Source organism: Pseudomonas sp. URIL14HWK12:I5 (assembly GCF_900176445.1).
GTDB lineage: Bacteria > Pseudomonadota > Gammaproteobacteria > Pseudomonadales > Pseudomonadaceae > Aquipseudomonas > Aquipseudomonas monteilii.
The window spans coordinates 66,371-80,885 of record NZ_FWXQ01000006.1 but is presented as its reverse complement, the minus strand read 5'-3'; the positions used below and the strand labels follow the sequence as shown (position 1 = coordinate 80,885).

Genomic DNA, 14,515 nt, shown 5'->3' with positions numbered 1-14,515 from the left:
CGTCGTGGCGCGGCAATGTACGTTTGGCATCGAGGAAGAATACCTGCTGGTGAAGCTGGCCACCGGGCAGGTCATGGCTGCTCCGTCAGCCGCCGTGGCCCGCTGTTGTCGGGATGCACTGGGCCCGTGGTTCGCCGAGGAAATGTTCCACAGCCAGATAGAGGCCGCTTCGCCCATATTCGACGCACTGCATCAGGCGCGTGATTTCTTTGGCGAGCGGCGTCAGCGCCTGGCCCAGGCGCTGGCCGAGGAGGGCGCCGGCCTGTACGGCGCGGCGAGCCACCCCAGCGCCCGGTGGCTGCGCCAGCGTCCCCGTGGCACTGCGCACTATCGCCAGTTGTTCGACGATTACCAGCTGGTGGCCCGGCGCAGCCTGTTGAATGGTCTGCACGTGCACGTCGGCGTACCGGTGGGCATTGATCGGATACGAGTGATCAATCGGGTGCTGTACTGGCTGCCCTTGTTGTTGGCGCTCAGTACCTCGTCTGCGTATTGGGGCGGTGAGGATACAGGCTACATGAGCTACCGCCGCGCAGTGTGCGGGGAATGGCCGCACATGGGCCTGCCAGAGCCTTTGCCGGACTGGAGCGCGTACCAGCGCTACCGGGCATTGCTGCAACGGACCGGTAGCCTGGCCGAGGACGGTGACTTCTGGTGGGCGATCAGGCCCTCGCGGCGGTTTCCGACGGTCGAGCTGCGTATCTGCGATGGCTGCCCGCGGCTGGAAGATGCGCTGGCCGTCGCCGGCCTGTTTCGCCACCTGGTCGAGCAGGCGCTGGCCCGCCACGATGACCCCGCCAGCCGCGAGATGCGCTGGGTCACCCAGGAGAACTACTGGCGCGCCCTGCGTCAGGGCCGCCTGGCCACCTTCATCGGTGTCCACGAGCAACAGCCGGTCAGCGCCGAGGGCTGGCTGATGCAGTTGCAGCAGCAGTGCCCGGCTGACACCGCCGATGCCGAGCGTTCATTCATTCAGGCCCGGCACATCCTGCGCGAGGGCAGCAGCGCCGATCGCCAGCGCCAAGCCTTCGCGCTGGCCCGTGAACAGGGCCTGGATAACCGCCAGGCGATGCGCGCAGTAACCGGGCAGGTGATGCGCGACTATCGGTAGGGCCGGTGGCGAGCCGCTGCCCTGATGGCCTGACTTGGAAATCCGGATAAACCTTCGCGGCGCTGCGCAGTCAGTTTCAGAAAGGGGCCCGGATACTCAAGAGGGTCAGGGAGGTGGCTGATGAAACTCGTCTGTCTGCTGCGGGGCTGCCAATGGCGCAGCCTGGTGGTGTGTGAAGTCGCCGGGCTTCACTGCCAGTGTTGCGAACGCTGCGGCGCGTTGCGCTACAGCCAGCCCGGTCAACCTTTAAATGTGTAGGAGCGGACCATGGCCCGGTCAATCTGGAAAGGCGCGATCAGCTTCGGCTTGGTGCACATCCCCGTCTCGCTGAATACCGCCGTGCGCAGCGAGCGTGTGGACTTCGACTGGCTGGACAAGCGCAGCATGGAGCCGGTTGGCTACAAGCGGGTGAACAAGGTGACCGGCAAGGACATCGACAAGGAGCACATCGTCAAAGGGGTGGAGTACGAAAAGGGCCGCTACGTGGTGATCAGCGAGGAAGAAATCCGCAAGGCCAGGCCCGAGGCGACCCAGACCATCGACATCTTCTCGTTCGTCGATGCCGGCGACATTCCGCTGCAACAGTTTGACACCCCCTACTACCTGAGCCCCGACCGTCGTGGCGGCAAGGTCTATGCCTTGCTGCGCGAGACCCTGCACAGCACCGGCAAGGTGGCCTTGGCCACCGTGGTGTTGCACACCCGCCAGCACCTGGCCCTGCTGCGTCCGCTGGAAGATGCACTGGTATTGATCACTCTGCGCTGGCCGGAAGAGGTGCGCGGGCTGGAGACGCTGGAACTGGACAAGAGCGTGACCGAGAGCAAGGTCGACAAGCGTGAGCTGGAGATGGCGCGGCGCCTGGTGGAGGACATGAGCGGGCAATGGACGCCCGATGAGTACCATGATGCGTTTCGCCAGACCATCCTCGATTTAGTGGAGGAGAAGGCCAGCAAAGGCAAGATCGAGACCGTGGACAAAGGCGAAGGCGCGGCGGCGGAGAAGGGCGCCGACATCATCGACCTCACCGAACTGCTCAAACGCAGCCTCGGTGGCAAGACCAAGACAAAGAAACCGGTGGCCAAGCGGCCACGCAAGGCCTCTTGAGCTACGGTAGCTGCCCCTCCAGCCCGGAGAGATAATCCCCGAAGCCCTGCCGCGCGCGGCTGTCCACCCGGCTGCTGGTGGCCACGCTGTGCGCCGCGGTCCAGACGATCTGTGCGCCGCTGGCTTCAAGGGCCAGGACCAGTTGCACATCTTCATGCGCCGGCAACGGCTGGAAGCCGCCCACACGCTCGTAGGCCTTGGCGCATACGCCGAGGTTGGCGCCATGGATATGCCGATGCCCTTCACGGGCCTGATAATGGCTGCGATACAACTGGCGTAACGCTGCGTTCTGCCACGGCTGCCAGCGTTCGATGTGCACCGTGCCGCACACCGCGTCCGCGTGCCATTGCAGCTGTGACACCAGCCAATGCCTGGGCACGCGACTGTCGGCGTCGGTGAAGGCCAGCCACTGGGCGCCGCGCTCGATCATCCACGCTGCGCCCAGGCGCCGGGCGATGCCGACGTTGCCGGCCTCCAGTTCCAGGGTATGCACGCCATGGCGGCGGGCGATGCGCGCGCTGGCGTCGACACAGCGGTCGAGCACCACCAGGACCTCCACTGCCAAGCCCGCCGCTTTGGCTTGCGCCACAGCTAGCTTGACGGCGGCCAGGCAGTGCCCGAGGCGACGGGCTTCGTTGTGGGCGGGGATGATGACGGCGATCATGGGCAGGTCTCGTCAAGGTCCACCACGCTGGGCTGACACGACCAATATTCGAGCAGGAAGTCTGCCTCCTCGTGGCGCAGCAGTGGATAAAGTGGCAGATGCCGGGCGAGCAGGGCATGCACCTCGCGGCCATCCTGCGGGCAACCGGCGATGGGATGGCGCCAGTGGCAGGCCAGCAAACCACCGTCATACGCCAGGCTGGCCACCGACTGCTCGATCACCTGCAACCAGTCGGTGGGGTCCAGGTAGTAGCCGATCTCACTGAGCACGATCAGGTCAAACTGACCGCCCGGCCAGTCGCCCGGCAGGTGGCCCTGTTCGACATGGGCGTGGCTCACACCTGCAAGCCGCTGACGGGCCAGGGCCACGGCTGTCGCGTCGATGTCCTGGCACGACAGGCTGGCGCAGCGTTCGGCCAGCAGGATGCTCAGCTCGCCGTTGGCGCAGGCCGGCTCGAATACGCGCTCATAGCATTGGCGCGGCAGGCTGGCCAGGGTCAGCTCGCGCTTGCGCCGCTCGTACCAACGGGTACGAAAGGCCCAGGGGTCATCGCTGCCGGCGTACAAGTCGGCGAAGTACTGTGCGTCCAGGCTCATGTTGCCTCCGTTGACAGAAAGATCAGCTCGAATGGTTGCAACAGACAAGCCTGCAGCTGTTCTGGCACAACCGGGGGGCGATCACCATCGGGCTGCAACTGGCTGGCATGGGCGGCAAGGGCTTGGCGCTTGAGCGCCAGATGCTCATCGCACAGCTGCAGGCGGTGAGCCCGGGGCCAGGGCAGGCGCGGGTCATCGGGGCTTGCCCAGTGCCAGGCCCAGACCGGGGCCTCTGCGAGTTGTACACGCCTGGCCTGGGCCGCCTGGGCACAGGCGCGACCTGCTGCTTCGTGGTCGCAATGGCCGTCGCCGCGCCAAGTGGTCAGCAGCAGGTCGCCAGGTTTGAGCAACTGGTTCAGGTGGTTGACCAGGAAGGCTTCATCGTGGGGCAGCGCGCCATCCTTGAGGTTGAGTCGTCGCCAGTCGAGGCGGGTGAGATCCAACCCAAGCAATTGCAGGGCATGACGGCTTTCCAGTGGGCGCTGATGGCGCAGGCGGCGCTCTGGCCATTGTGAGGAATGCGGGTGGCTGCCCTCGCCATTGGTGGCAGAAACAAGCAGCACGTCCTGTTCTCGTCCCTTGAAACTGGCCAGCAGCCCGCCGGCCATGAGGATTTCGTCGTCCGGGTGCGGAGCCAGCAGTACCAGGCGCCTTCCAGGTGGGCACAACTGCTCGGGCAGCGTCCAGCTGGCGCGGGCCAACTGAGCAGAATGCTGCCAGGCGCTCCATGGTGTGCCTTGCGCAGCCCGTATCAAGTTCTGGCTCATAGTTGCCATGCTCCCGCCGGCATGCCGGTCAGTTGCCGGCCCAACTCGGCCAGGTCGCGTTCGGCGTGGCTCTGGCGTATGTATACCGGCAGGTCGGCACTGAGCCGGGCGAAATGGCTGCTGCAACAGAACGGCGTGGCACCGAGCGCCCGGCCGGCATGCTGAATGACCTGCTCGACCGCCTGCTCGACTTGGGCGCGGGTGCGCCGCACCTGGAAGCTGGCGTCGTTCTGAGGGTGGAGGTCGATCCACGTGGCGCATTCGTGCAAGGCTGCGCGGGCACCGTACAAGGCTGCATCGACTGCGCCCAGATGCGCATCGGCATGCGGGTCGCGCCGGGGTTTGCGGCACTGTTCGTGAAGGTAGCCGGCCAGGGCCTCGGCGGCGCCATACCAGCAAGCGGCGATACCCGCGCCGCCTTGCCAGAAGCCAGGACGTGATAGGTACTGGCCTGGCGAACCGATGGCCAGCCCTGGCGAGCCCTCGAATTCGATCACAACGCTGCTGGTGGCGGCCATGCCTACGGCCTGCCAATGCTCGGCCAGGATGCGCTGGCTGGGATGGGGCAATTCGATGGCCACCAACTGAGGCTGGTCGTCTTCCCAGGCAGTCAGCAGGGCACGGTCGATCTGCAACGCGCCCGAACACCAAGCCTTGCGGCCTTGCAGGCGTACGCGTTCACCGTCCCGCTCGACGATGTATGCCCGGGCATCCGGCGGCTCGGCGGCCCACACGCCCCAAATGCCGTTGGAGGCATGCTGGGCGGCACCGCATTCGGCGAGGATTGCCAGGGCGTCGGTATGGCCTTCATAAAGTTTGGCCAAGCTTAGGTCGCAACCGGCGACCCGCGCCAGGGCGCGCCAGCGTTCAAGCGTGCAACCCTGGCCGGGTAACGGGAGCACGTCGAGCCGTTCGGCCTGCAGGGCCTGCATCAGTTCTATTGGCGAAGCGTCGCGTTCGATAGTCTGCGAACGATGAGCAAAGCGGTGTAACAACGAATCGAAGTGGGTCAGTTCCATCATGCAATACCCAACTGCTTGCGCATACGCAACGTGATCGACTGGCGGGTCTTGCCCATTTCGGCCCATGGGTCTTCGACCTGTGAGAGCCGCGTGTGAAGGTTGCCGATGTTCCACTGGTTGGCACCCTTGAGCTGGTTCAGTTCCTCACGCCAGATCGGTACCGACACCGGCAGGCCCTCGCGGGCCCGCAGCGAGTAGGCGGCGGCGGTGGTGGCACCCTTGCCGTTACGCAGGTAGTCGATGAAGATCCGCCCGACCCGGTTCTTCGGCCCGGACACGGCGCTGAGACGGTCAGGGAACAGCCCGGCCATGTGGTTGACCAAGGCATGGCTGAAGTCTTTCACCTCGTCCCAGCCAGCGCGTCGGGTCAACGGTACGACGAGGTGCATGCCCTTGCCGCCGCTGGTCTTCAGAAATACCTTCAGGCCTAGTTCGTCGAGCAGGGTAAGGGTCAGCTGGGTGGCCTCGAGCATGGCTTTCCAGGGCAGCGCCGGGTCAGGGTCCAGGTCGAGGACAAAGCGGTCGGGTTTATCGAAATCCTTGGTGGTGGCATTCCAGGTGTGCAGTTCAAGCGTGTTCATCTGCACCGCGCCCATCAGGCTGTCGGCGCGGTTGAGCACCATGGCTGCCTGGCCGGCCTGGGCCTTGTTGTAGCTGAGCACGTTGGGAATATTCAGCTGGCCGGCGTTTTTCTGGAAGAACAGCTCGCCGTCCAGACCATCCGGTGCCCGCACAAGGGCTACAGGCCGGTCCTTGAGCTGTGGCAGCAGCCAGTCGGCGACCTGAGCGTAGTACTGGGCGACCTCGCGCTTGGTGGCACCCGTGGTTGCGTCTACCACGCGGTCGGGGTGGGTCAGGCGCAGGGTGCCCAGGTTCTCGGGTTCTGTCTGTACTGCGCGCTTGGTGGGCATTGCTCGCTCCAGGTCGATGGCGGTGGCAGGTTTGTCGTCACGCAGGCCGTGGAACACCGAGTGGCGAACGATGCCTTCGCGGGTCATCTGGGCATAGGCGACTTCTGCCAGTAGCTGTGGCTTGAGCCAATGCACGCCGCGGGCTTCGGCACCGGTGGGTGGTTTGGGCAAAGGCGATTTGTCTGTCTGCAACGGCTTGAGGCGGGCGTGAATGCTATCCAGGGTGGCCGCGCTGAAACCGGTGCCGACCTTGCCGGCATAGCGCAACGGGCCGCTGCCGTGGTCGTGAAGGGCGAGCAGCAGGGCGCCGAAGCCGTTGCGGCTGCCTTTGGGGTCGGTGTAGCCGACGATCACGAATTCCTGACGCTGCTTGCACTTGAGCTTGACCCAGTCGCTACTGCGCCGGCCAACGTAGGGGCTGTCGGCACGTTTACCGATCAAACCTTCGAGTTCCAGCCGGCAGGCGCTGTCGAGCAATGACGCGACGGGCTCCTTAAAATCGGCGGAATACCTGATTACCTGCGACGCATGGCCTTCCAGCAACCGGGCGAGGGTTGCACGGCGCTGTTGCAGCGGCAGTGCTCGCAGGTCCTCACCGCCCAGCCAGGGCAGGTCGAACAGGTAGTAGGTGATACGCTCGTCATGCTCGGTGTCGAAGGCATTCTGCAAGGCCTGGAAGTCGGCCACGCCGTTGTCGTCGACCACTACCATCTCGCCGTCCAGCCATGCCGAGTCGAGCCCCAGGGCCTTGAGCGCCTCGACCTGCCGGGGCATCTTCGCACTCCAGTCGTGGCCATTACGGGTAAACAGGCGTATATCGTCACCGTCGATACGCGCCAGGATGCGGTAGCCGTCGAACTTGACTTCGTAGCGCCAATCGCCGCTTGGCGGGGAAGCGACCAACGTGGCCAGTTGCGGCTGGAGCGCATCCGGCAGGGCTTTGGGGTCGGTTTTCCGCTTGTGCCTGACGGTGGTCGCCTTGCCCGGGCTGCGCGGGGGCAGGGTACGTTCGCTCAGCACGCTGTCCGGCAGGGCCTCGACAATCCTGTAGTCCGTTTCACTGCGCGCCTGCCCGTCATGGGACTTGACCAGCATCCACTGCTCTTTCTTGCCTGCCAGGTGAGTGCGGAACAGGTTCCAGACCCCCGACAGCTTCTCGCCCTGCAGGCGAAAGCGCAGCTTGCCCTTTGCATAGGCTTCGCGTGGATCGCCCTCGGGCTCCCAGACACCCCGATCCCAGACGATCACATCGCCGGCGCCGTAGTGGCCTTCAGGGATGCGGCCTTCGAAGTTGGCGTAGTCCAGCGGATGATCCTCCACATGCACTGCCAGGCGCCGGACCTTGGGATCCAGCGAGGGGCCCTTGGGGATGGCCCAGCTCTTGAGGGTGCCGTCGAGCTCCAGGCGAAAATCGTAATGCAGGTGGCTGGCATCGTGCTTCTGGATGCAGTACTGCAGCGCATGGGCCGAGCGGGGGCGGGCGCGTTTGCCAGCCGGCTCGGGCGTGGCATTGAAGTCGCGCTTGCGCTGGTACTCCTGCAGGGGCTTGGCCATGACGGGCTCCGGAAGGGTTTGCGGGTCTCAGGATTGGGAGGTGGCGGCGCAGCGAGGAGTTCAAAAAAAACGCGGGACGGGGCTGGCAGAAACTCTGAATCATTTGCCGCTGGGGAGGGTCGACCGAGTGAAGCCCACTAACGGAGACCGTTCATGTCCACACCCAATGACCCAAGACCGCCCATTGAGATCGACGACATCGAGGACCGCATGGGCAGCGTCCACGAGCTGGATTTCAGCGAGCGCCGTGATGAGCGCCAGGGGCGTGTCGGCGACGAGCGTCCGGCGCGGGAGCTTGCCGAGGATTACCCGCCCCGGCGTGTCGCCGAAAGCGGCATGACCGGCGGCGAGGCGTTGAGCGACACCCTGCACGAGGACAATGTCACCCTCGATGACCTGAGCCCGGATACGTTGTTCGATGAGACCGGTGCCCGCGATCCGGATGAGCCTGGCAGTGGCGGCCCGGCGGACAAGGCCTTGCGCCAGGTGGAGGCCCACGAGATCGGTGGCGGTTTCGGCCTGGACGAGGCCGAACTGGCCCGCTCGGCGCCGCTGGACGGCGAGCCGTGGACCGATGACGTGGTACCCGATGACGAAGGGAGAGAGCCGAGATGAACGAGCAACGCTGTTCCTGCACCCATTGTTCTTGCACCGTGGATGCCAATGCTGTGGTCCAGGATGGCAAGGCCTACTGCTGCGAAGCCTGTGCGACGGGCCATCGTAACGGCGAGCCCTGTCGTATGAGCGACTGCAAGTGTGGTGAGTTGGCTGAGTCGAAAGAGTCCAATGTCGATAATGCATTGGATGAAACATTCCCGGCGAGCGATCCGATTTCGCCATGAGGCCCAGTGGCTTACAGATGTGAGACGGGAGAGCGACAGGACGTCATTTAGATCATGTGGAACCTCACCCGTCACGCATCTGGTTTGGGTTACGCCCTCAATGGGTCTGCCAGACACCGTTGTTGCGCTCGCAATCGCTGCGTGCCTGGCCCAGGCTAGGGGTGTGGTAGTAGTAAGTGATGATCCGCGCATCCTTGGGTAGTGCAGGGCGGGTGGCAGGTTCATCCCGTCCAGCGGCATCGGGGTTGGCCAGTGTCTCCTGCGTCAGTGGCGCGATACAGCTGCCAACGCTGCCGTCGGGGCAACGCTCCACCCGACGCTTCTCGGTGTTCAACATCTGCTTGCTTTCGTTGCTGCACGACCAGGCAATCGCCTCAGCGGGCGTGTTGCTGTAGCTGTAACAGGTGTGTTGCTGCAACGGTTTGACCGCCTCGCTGGATGAGCGGGTGACCACGTCGCAACCTTCGGCCAACACCTGCCCGCTGCCAAGGGTGCCCAGCATTGCCATATACAGAGCGAACCGCATGATATACCTCCCGGGCACCAGGGCCCGTCAGCGCTTGTCGAGGGCTGCCCCGGCCTGCCTGCGCAAGGCCTTGGCACGCTTTTCGAGGATCAGGTAGGTCACCACGGCCAATAGCAGCGGGATCAGGTAGTACAACGTCCGATAGCCGAGCAGTGCGGCAACCAGGGTGCCTTGCCCTAGCTGGCCATGGAGCAGCGCCAGGAATACGGCTTCCAGTACGCCGAGCCCGGCGGGAATGTGAGCGACCACCCCGGCGACGCAACTGATCAGCAACACACCCAGCACCGAGGGATAGAACAGCTCGGGCGGCAACAGCAGGTCAATAAGCGCTGCCATCAGCGCCCAGTTGCTAGCGCCCAGTGCCACTTGGCAGAGCGCCATACGCAGGCTCGGCAGGGTGACTTCGTGCCCGCGCAGCGCCCAGGTGCGCCGCGTGGCGAAGGCACAGGCGCACAGGTAAGCCAACGCTACCGCCACCATCAATACGCCGATCAGGCGCAGGCCGCTGGCACCCACCGCCCAGCTTTCCGGCAGTTTGACAAAGCCCAGGGCGAATACCGTGCCGGCCAGCAGCAGGTAGCCCATCCAGTTGGTCAACAGCCCCAAGGTGAGGATGCGGGTGATGGTTGGGGTATCCAGGCCCAGCCGGCTGTACAGGCGATAACGCAGGGCAACGCCACCGACCCAGGTGGTGAAGTTAAGGTTGAATGCATAGCAGACGAACGCTACCGGCAGCACCTGCCGGGCCGGCAGGCGGTGGCCGGTGTAGGCGCGGGCGAGCAGGTCGTAACTGGCGAATACCAGGTAGCTGCAAAGGGCCAGCAGTAACCCCAAGGCCAGGGTCGAGGGCCGGTACGCCAGCAGCGACTGGCGGACTTCGTTCCAGTCCAGGTTACGCGCCAGGGTGAACAGCAGCGCGGGTATCAATACCAGGAACAGCACGGTCAGCAAGCGCTTGCCCCAGGTCTTCCAGCGTGAAGTGGCCATCAGGTCTTGCCCCCGTGGTAGTCGGCGGGGGCCTCGCCGTCGGCTTGCAGCGACTGCAGGCGCTGCCGGTGTGCCGGAAACCAGCCGGCGATCCGCGGGAAATAGCGCGTGATGTGGAAGCCCAGAAAGATCAGCGGGGCACGCCACCAGTAGCCGCGCACCATGCGCTCCAGTGTCACGGTCTTGCAGTGCTCCCGGCTCAGTTCGGTCAAGTGCTGGTACAGTTGTTCGTTGAACGCGGGGTCTTGAATCAGCAGGTTGGCCTCAAGGTTGAACGACAGACTCAGTGGGTCGAGGTTGCTTGAGCCCACGGTGGTCCAGTCGTTGTCCACCAACGCAACCTTGCCATGAAGCGGCCGCTGGCAGTACTCATGGATGCGCACGTCGTCGCGCAACAGGTAGTTGTAGAGCAGCCGCGAGAGCGCACGCACCCAGCGCATGTCCGGTTGCCCCTGGAGGATCAGCGTCACCTCGACCCCGCGCCTGGCGGCGTTGCGCAGTTCGCGCAGCAAGCGGTAGCCCGGGAAGAAGTAGGCGTTGGCTACGACGATACGATGCCTTGCTTCACGGAAAGCCTGCAGGTAGCAGGCTTCGATATCGTTGCGATGGCGCTGGTTGTCGCGCTCCACCAGCACGGCGCTGGCCGGGCCTGAAGCGATGCCGCCCGCCTGAACCCTGCTGGAGGCATCCAGCACCGGTGCGAGCATGCGGCAGGAAGAAGCATGCACCTGGGCCACCACCGGGCCGACGACCTCCACGGCATAGTCCTGCTTGGCCTGTGGGCCGAAGTCACCCAGGTGGTCGGCACTGTAATTGATGCCGCCGATGAAGGCGCGTTGCCCGTCGATCACCAGGATCTTGCGGTGCAAGCGGCGAAACAGGTTGGTGCGCATGCCTACCAGCCGTGGTTGCGGATCGAACGAATGGAAACGCACCCCGGCCTCGGTCATCGACGAGATGAAATCGTCAGGCAGGTCGGCGGTGCCGTAGCCGTCCACCGCCACCTCGACCCGCACCCCGCGCCGCGCGGCATCGATCAGGGCGTGGCGCAAGGGTTGGCCGACTTTGTCATCGTAGATGATGAAGGTTTCCAGGAGGATTTCCTCGCGTGCCTGGGCCATGGCCTCGAATACGCGGGGGTAATACTGCTCGCCGTTTATCAGCAACTCGACGCGGTTGCCGTCGCACCAAGGCAGCTTCATAGTGTCACCTGCGCCACCAGCGGGGCATGATCGGAGAGGTGGGACCACGGGTATCTGGACAACACCCGTGCTTCGCAAGCTTGTGCGTTACGCAGGTAGATGCGGTCCAGCCGCAGCATTGGCAAGCGCGCGGGAAAGCTGCGCGCCGGTTTGCCGAAAGCCTCCGCCAGGTGGCCCGACAGCCTCGCATCTGCTTTCAGGCGCCAGTCGTTGAAGTCGCCGGCGACGATGACCGGCTCATCCGGCGGCAGGCTGTCCAGCAATGCCAGGAGCAGGCCGACCTGACGCTGACGATGCGCTTCACGCAGGCCCAGGTGTACGCAGACTGTGTGCACCTGTTCATGGCCCGGCACTTCCAGCTGGCAATGCAGCAGGCCCCGTTCTTCGTTGCCATGGACCGAAACATCCAGGTTGTCATGGGCACGGATGGGGAACTTGGACAGCAGGGCGTTGCCATGGTCGCCATGGGGGTAGACCGCATTGCGGCCATAGGCGAATTGCGGCCACATGCTGTCGGCGAGGAATTCGTACTGAGGTGTCTGTGGCCACGTGGGATGGCGCTCGGCATGGTGTTGATGACTGCCATGCACCTCCTGAAGAAACACCAGGTCGGCGCCGGTCGAGCGTACCGCCTCGCGCAGCTCCGGCAAAATGAAGCGGCGGTTGAACAGGGTGAAGCCTTTGTGCACGTTGAGGGTCAGTACCGTCAGGTGATGTACGGCGGTCACCTTGTCGATGATGCAGCGGGGGGCGGGCAGTGTCGGGTTCATAGCGGCTCCTGCGGCTCGACGCCTGGTTCGGTCACCAGCTCGCCGTCAAGGCCTAGCTTGTCCAGCAGGCGGCGGGCATCGTAGGGGGCGTGGACTTTCTGGTCGTTGTCGAAGTAGCAGTAGACATCACGGGAAGTGCGTTTTGCCGGGGCGCGGCGCACCACACGCTGAGCATCCTCAGGCTGGCTGCCCGCCGCCCAGGCCTGGATGCGCAGGCGCCAGCGGCGCAGCGCCCTGGCCGTGTAGCCGCTGCTGTACAGTTCGACATCGCCATGCAGGCGCAGGTACACGAAATCGGCCGTGAGCTCTTCGACATAGGGCCATTTGCCCGCGCTGTCGGCGACCACCAGGGCAACCTTGTGCCTGCGTAGCAGATTGATGAAGGTGTCGCAGAGGAAGCTGGGGTGGCGGATTTCCACGGCGTGGCGAAGGCGCGCATTACCCGGCACGGCAGTGCCGCCGTTGCCTTGCAGGCGTTCGGCGGCGTGTCGCGCAAGGCTGCGGGCGGCTTTGCGGTCGCGTGGCAGCTTGGCCAGAAAGTCGCTGAAGCGCTGCGCGTCGAATTTCAGGTTCGGGGGAAACTGCCACAGGAAGGGGCCCAGCTTGTCACCCAGCAGCAAGGGGCCCGATGCGAAGAAGTTGGCAAGCGCCTCGTCGATTTCGCGGAGCCTGCGTACGTGGGTGATGTAGCGCGGCGCCTTGACGGAGAATACGAACCCCTCCGGTGTCTCGTCACGCCACTTGCCATAGCGCTCGGGCGTTTGCAGTGCGTAGAACGAACCGTTGATTTCGATGCTGTTGACTGCCCGCGAGGCAAACGCCAGCTCGTCGTCCTGGCGCAGCCCCTCGGGGTAGAAGTCCTTGCGCCATGGGCCATAGCGCCAACCGGAAATTCCGATGCGAATCTCGCTCACCATAAGTCCCTGCGCTCCTGTACGTAACAGTAGCGACAGGTACCGGGACTGGATTGTTCAGTGGGATTGACGAGTGGATGGCCATGCAAAAAGGGAACTTTACCGGTATTGCAATCCTCCACCGGATGCGTGGGTTTCACTGAGGTACACCATGAAGGAGGCTCAGCCATGAAGTTTGATCGGTTTGCACAATGGCTAGCCAACCATAGCGGGCGGCCGTTGACCTTCATTATTGCCTTGATGCTGATCATTGCCTGGGGTGTAAGCGGGCCCTTGTTTCATTTCAACGACACGTGGCAGTTGGTCATCAATACGTCGACTACGATCATCACGTTCCTGATGGTGTTCCTGATCCAGAACACCCAAAACCGTGAGAGCGACGAATTGCACATCAAACTTGACGAACTGTTGCGCACTACCCAACGGGCGCACAAGGCGTTGCTCGACCTTGAAGACATGGGGCCAGCTGAACTCCATGCGCTTCGAAAGCGATACCAGCAACTGGGGGAGCACGACGAAGCGGGGCCAGACTGGGAGGACTCTCATTGACGCGTTCAAGCACACGCCATGGCGTTGTTCAGAAAGGGGCAAGACCATGACGGTGAAAAACTCACACTTCGGAGACCAGTTGATGAACAAACCCGACGATCAGCAGCAGAAAGGCCCCCATTCTTCCGATCATGCAACAACTGATCAGGACTTGGGTTTCGACCCGGACTCTCCGGATCTGGACGACCCTCAAGTGGACCCCCAAGGCCCCGCGAAACCACCCAGAGACGTGGAAAAGAAAGCGTACGCCTGACTACCGTGGACGAAGGCCTGCCGCACGCATCCATCTGTTGCCCGGCGCGTCTTCCACAGCTCGACATGCCTGCCATGCCGGCGCAAACGGCGCTGGTTTGTTGAACTGGCAAACCAGGTGTTTGCCAGTTCACGGGTCAGGCAGCTAGCCAGCAAGGGCTTTGATCAGTTGCTCGCTGAAGGCGGGGATATCATCCGGCTTGCGGCTGGTGATCAGGTTGCCGTCCACCACTACCTCTTCATCTACCCAGTGGCCACCTGCATTGCGAATGTCATCCTGCAACGTCTTGTAACTGGTCATCCGTTTGCCCTTGGCCAGTCCACTCGATACCAGCAGCCAGGCGCCGTGGCAGATTACCGCCAGCGGCTTGCTGGCCGAGTTGTGGCTTTTGACCAGTTTCTGGGCGCCCGGTATCAGCCGGATGGTGTCGGAATTCTGTACCCCACCCGGTAGCACGATGGCATCGTAGAGGTCGAGGTGGGCGCTGTCGAACGTCGCGTCCACCGCAAACTCGTCGGCCGGCTTGTCATGGTTCCAGCCGCGGACAGTGCCTTCCTTGTCACTCAGTATATCGATCACGGCCCCAGTTTCCTGCAAGGCTTCACGAGGTCCGGTCAACTCCACTTGCTCGAAGCCATCGGTGACCAGAAAGGCTACGCGCTTGCCACTCAGTTTTGCAGTCATCGTTCAATCTCCGTTTTCGTCATGTGTGAATGTGGGACGTCTCGGAAGGGGTGCGAAGT

18 protein-coding genes are annotated in these 14,515 nt (G+C 63.7%); 7 read left to right on the top strand and 11 right to left on the bottom strand.

Going from position 1 to position 14,515, the window contains the following annotated elements; all coding sequences use genetic code 11:
- Positions 1-4 precede the first annotated feature (4 nt).
- From B9A31_RS15175 to B9A31_RS15170, 3 genes are all read left to right on the top strand, one after another.
- Positions 5-1,111, top strand: coding sequence for a carboxylate-amine ligase (locus B9A31_RS15175; protein WP_025753114.1), 1,107 nt, complete (start codon positions 5-7; stop codon positions 1,109-1,111).
- A gap of 120 nt (positions 1,112-1,231) precedes the next feature.
- Positions 1,232-1,369, top strand: coding sequence for a PSPA7_2676 family Cys-rich small protein (locus B9A31_RS27640; RefSeq protein ID WP_280516791.1), 138 nt, complete (start codon positions 1,232-1,234; stop codon positions 1,367-1,369).
- Positions 1,370-1,378: 9 nt separating this feature from the next.
- Positions 1,379-2,215 carry a non-homologous end joining protein Ku gene (locus B9A31_RS15170; RefSeq protein WP_019098224.1) on the top strand — a complete coding sequence of 279 codons (837 nt, stop codon included), beginning with the start codon at positions 1,379-1,381 and terminating at the stop codon, positions 2,213-2,215.
- 1 nt (position 2,216) lies between these two features.
- Here the strand turns inward: B9A31_RS15170 and B9A31_RS15165 are convergent, their stop codons facing one another.
- Genes B9A31_RS15165 through ligD form a run of 5 tightly spaced genes read right to left on the bottom strand, consistent with a single transcriptional unit; the run spans position 2,217 to position 7,729 of the window.
- The gene (locus B9A31_RS15165; RefSeq protein ID WP_019098225.1) at positions 2,217-2,879 is read right to left on the bottom strand and encodes a glycosyltransferase family 2 protein; all 663 of its coding nucleotides are present in this window, start codon (positions 2,877-2,879) and stop codon (positions 2,217-2,219) included.
- Positions 2,876-3,475, bottom strand: coding sequence for a class I SAM-dependent methyltransferase (locus B9A31_RS15160; protein ID WP_019098226.1), 600 nt, complete (start codon positions 3,473-3,475; stop codon positions 2,876-2,878). The genes B9A31_RS15165 and B9A31_RS15160 overlap by 4 nt, the downstream gene beginning before the upstream one ends.
- Complete coding sequence (locus B9A31_RS15155; protein WP_025753110.1) at positions 3,472-4,242, bottom strand: PIG-L deacetylase family protein; 771 nt, start codon at positions 4,240-4,242, stop codon at positions 3,472-3,474. Before B9A31_RS15155 ends, B9A31_RS15160 begins: the two co-directional genes overlap by 4 nt.
- Complete coding sequence (locus tag B9A31_RS15150) at positions 4,239-5,264, bottom strand: acyl-CoA dehydrogenase family protein (RefSeq protein ID WP_084297107.1); 1,026 nt, start codon at positions 5,262-5,264, stop codon at positions 4,239-4,241. Before B9A31_RS15150 ends, B9A31_RS15155 begins: the two co-directional genes overlap by 4 nt.
- The gene (ligD, locus tag B9A31_RS15145; protein WP_084297106.1) at positions 5,261-7,729 is read right to left on the bottom strand and encodes a DNA ligase D; all 2,469 of its coding nucleotides are present in this window, start codon (positions 7,727-7,729) and stop codon (positions 5,261-5,263) included. Before ligD ends, B9A31_RS15150 begins: the two co-directional genes overlap by 4 nt.
- Positions 7,730-7,882: 153 nt before the next feature.
- Between ligD and B9A31_RS15140 the strand changes: the two genes are divergently transcribed.
- On the top strand, positions 7,883-8,344 hold the full coding sequence (locus B9A31_RS15140) for a phosphotransferase system, HPr-related protein (RefSeq protein ID WP_084297105.1): 462 nt from the start codon (positions 7,883-7,885) through the stop codon (positions 8,342-8,344).
- The gene (locus tag B9A31_RS15135; protein WP_019098231.1) at positions 8,341-8,571 is read left to right on the top strand and encodes a metallothionein; all 231 of its coding nucleotides are present in this window, start codon (positions 8,341-8,343) and stop codon (positions 8,569-8,571) included. The genes B9A31_RS15140 and B9A31_RS15135 overlap by 4 nt, the downstream gene beginning before the upstream one ends.
- A gap of 97 nt (positions 8,572-8,668) precedes the next feature.
- On the opposite strand, the gene B9A31_RS15130 is transcribed toward B9A31_RS15135, so the two are convergent.
- From B9A31_RS15130 to B9A31_RS15110, 5 genes are read right to left on the bottom strand one after another with little or no spacing between them, the layout of a single operon-like run.
- Positions 8,669-9,097: a hypothetical protein gene (locus B9A31_RS15130; RefSeq protein WP_084297104.1), complete on the bottom strand. Its 429-nt coding sequence runs from the start codon at positions 9,095-9,097 to the stop codon at positions 8,669-8,671.
- A 27-nt stretch (positions 9,098-9,124) separates the two neighbouring features.
- Positions 9,125-10,084: a lysylphosphatidylglycerol synthase domain-containing protein gene (locus B9A31_RS15125; RefSeq protein WP_016714217.1), complete on the bottom strand. Its 960-nt coding sequence runs from the start codon at positions 10,082-10,084 to the stop codon at positions 9,125-9,127.
- Positions 10,084-11,286: a cardiolipin synthase ClsB gene (clsB, locus tag B9A31_RS15120; RefSeq protein ID WP_019098234.1), complete on the bottom strand. Its 1,203-nt coding sequence runs from the start codon at positions 11,284-11,286 to the stop codon at positions 10,084-10,086. Before clsB ends, B9A31_RS15125 begins: the two co-directional genes overlap by 1 nt.
- Positions 11,283-12,056 (bottom strand): endonuclease/exonuclease/phosphatase family protein, encoded by a 774-nt coding sequence (locus B9A31_RS15115; protein WP_084297103.1) that lies wholly within the window; start codon positions 12,054-12,056, stop codon positions 11,283-11,285. The genes clsB and B9A31_RS15115 overlap by 4 nt, the downstream gene beginning before the upstream one ends.
- The gene (locus B9A31_RS15110) at positions 12,053-12,973 is read right to left on the bottom strand and encodes a DUF72 domain-containing protein (RefSeq protein WP_033694580.1); all 921 of its coding nucleotides are present in this window, start codon (positions 12,971-12,973) and stop codon (positions 12,053-12,055) included. Before B9A31_RS15110 ends, B9A31_RS15115 begins: the two co-directional genes overlap by 4 nt.
- 165 nt (positions 12,974-13,138) lie before the next feature.
- On the opposite strand from B9A31_RS15110, the gene B9A31_RS15105 reads away from it, so the two are divergent.
- Together B9A31_RS15105 and B9A31_RS15100 are read left to right on the top strand one after the other, a co-directional pair.
- On the top strand, positions 13,139-13,519 hold the full coding sequence (locus B9A31_RS15105; RefSeq protein WP_019098237.1) for a low affinity iron permease family protein: 381 nt from the start codon (positions 13,139-13,141) through the stop codon (positions 13,517-13,519).
- 82 nt (positions 13,520-13,601) lie between these two features.
- Positions 13,602-13,772 carry a DUF6021 family protein gene (locus B9A31_RS15100; protein WP_256576239.1) on the top strand — a complete coding sequence of 57 codons (171 nt, stop codon included), beginning with the start codon at positions 13,602-13,604 and terminating at the stop codon, positions 13,770-13,772.
- Positions 13,773-13,916: 144 nt separating this feature from the next.
- Here B9A31_RS15100 and B9A31_RS15095 read toward each other — a convergent pair whose 3' ends face one another.
- Entirely contained in the window at positions 13,917-14,456 is a 540-nt protein-coding gene (locus tag B9A31_RS15095) for a type 1 glutamine amidotransferase domain-containing protein (RefSeq protein ID WP_019098239.1), read from the bottom strand.
- Between the last annotated feature and the right edge of the window lie 59 nt (positions 14,457-14,515).

Excerpts from the sequence above, each read along its gene's own strand:
- B9A31_RS27640 (WP_280516791.1), top strand. The coding sequence starts at position 1,232 with ATGAAACTCGTCTGTCTGCTGCGGGGCTGCCAATGGCGCAGCCTGGTG.
- B9A31_RS15170 (WP_019098224.1), top strand. The coding sequence starts at position 1,379 with ATGGCCCGGTCAATCTGGAAAGGCGCGATCAGCTTCGGCTTGGTGCAC.
- B9A31_RS15165 (WP_019098225.1), bottom strand. The coding sequence starts at position 2,879 with ATGATCGCCGTCATCATCCCCGCCCACAACGAAGCCCGTCGCCTCGGG.
- B9A31_RS15160 (WP_019098226.1), bottom strand. The coding sequence starts at position 3,475 with ATGAGCCTGGACGCACAGTACTTCGCCGACTTGTACGCCGGCAGCGAT.
- B9A31_RS15155 (WP_025753110.1), bottom strand. The coding sequence starts at position 4,242 with ATGAGCCAGAACTTGATACGGGCTGCGCAAGGCACACCATGGAGCGCC.
- B9A31_RS15150 (WP_084297107.1), bottom strand. The coding sequence starts at position 5,264 with ATGATGGAACTGACCCACTTCGATTCGTTGTTACACCGCTTTGCTCAT.
- ligD (WP_084297106.1), bottom strand. The coding sequence starts at position 7,729 with ATGGCCAAGCCCCTGCAGGAGTACCAGCGCAAGCGCGACTTCAATGCC.
- B9A31_RS15140 (WP_084297105.1), top strand. The coding sequence starts at position 7,883 with ATGTCCACACCCAATGACCCAAGACCGCCCATTGAGATCGACGACATC.
- B9A31_RS15135 (WP_019098231.1), top strand. The coding sequence starts at position 8,341 with ATGAACGAGCAACGCTGTTCCTGCACCCATTGTTCTTGCACCGTGGAT.
- B9A31_RS15130 (WP_084297104.1), bottom strand. The coding sequence starts at position 9,097 with ATGCGGTTCGCTCTGTATATGGCAATGCTGGGCACCCTTGGCAGCGGG.
- B9A31_RS15125 (WP_016714217.1), bottom strand. The coding sequence starts at position 10,084 with ATGGCCACTTCACGCTGGAAGACCTGGGGCAAGCGCTTGCTGACCGTG.
- clsB (WP_019098234.1), bottom strand. The coding sequence starts at position 11,286 with ATGAAGCTGCCTTGGTGCGACGGCAACCGCGTCGAGTTGCTGATAAAC.
- B9A31_RS15115 (WP_084297103.1), bottom strand. The coding sequence starts at position 12,056 with ATGAACCCGACACTGCCCGCCCCCCGCTGCATCATCGACAAGGTGACC.
- B9A31_RS15110 (WP_033694580.1), bottom strand. The coding sequence starts at position 12,973 with ATGGTGAGCGAGATTCGCATCGGAATTTCCGGTTGGCGCTATGGCCCA.
- B9A31_RS15105 (WP_019098237.1), top strand. The coding sequence starts at position 13,139 with ATGAAGTTTGATCGGTTTGCACAATGGCTAGCCAACCATAGCGGGCGG.
- B9A31_RS15100 (WP_256576239.1), top strand. The coding sequence starts at position 13,602 with ATGAACAAACCCGACGATCAGCAGCAGAAAGGCCCCCATTCTTCCGAT.
- B9A31_RS15095 (WP_019098239.1), bottom strand. The coding sequence starts at position 14,456 with ATGACTGCAAAACTGAGTGGCAAGCGCGTAGCCTTTCTGGTCACCGAT.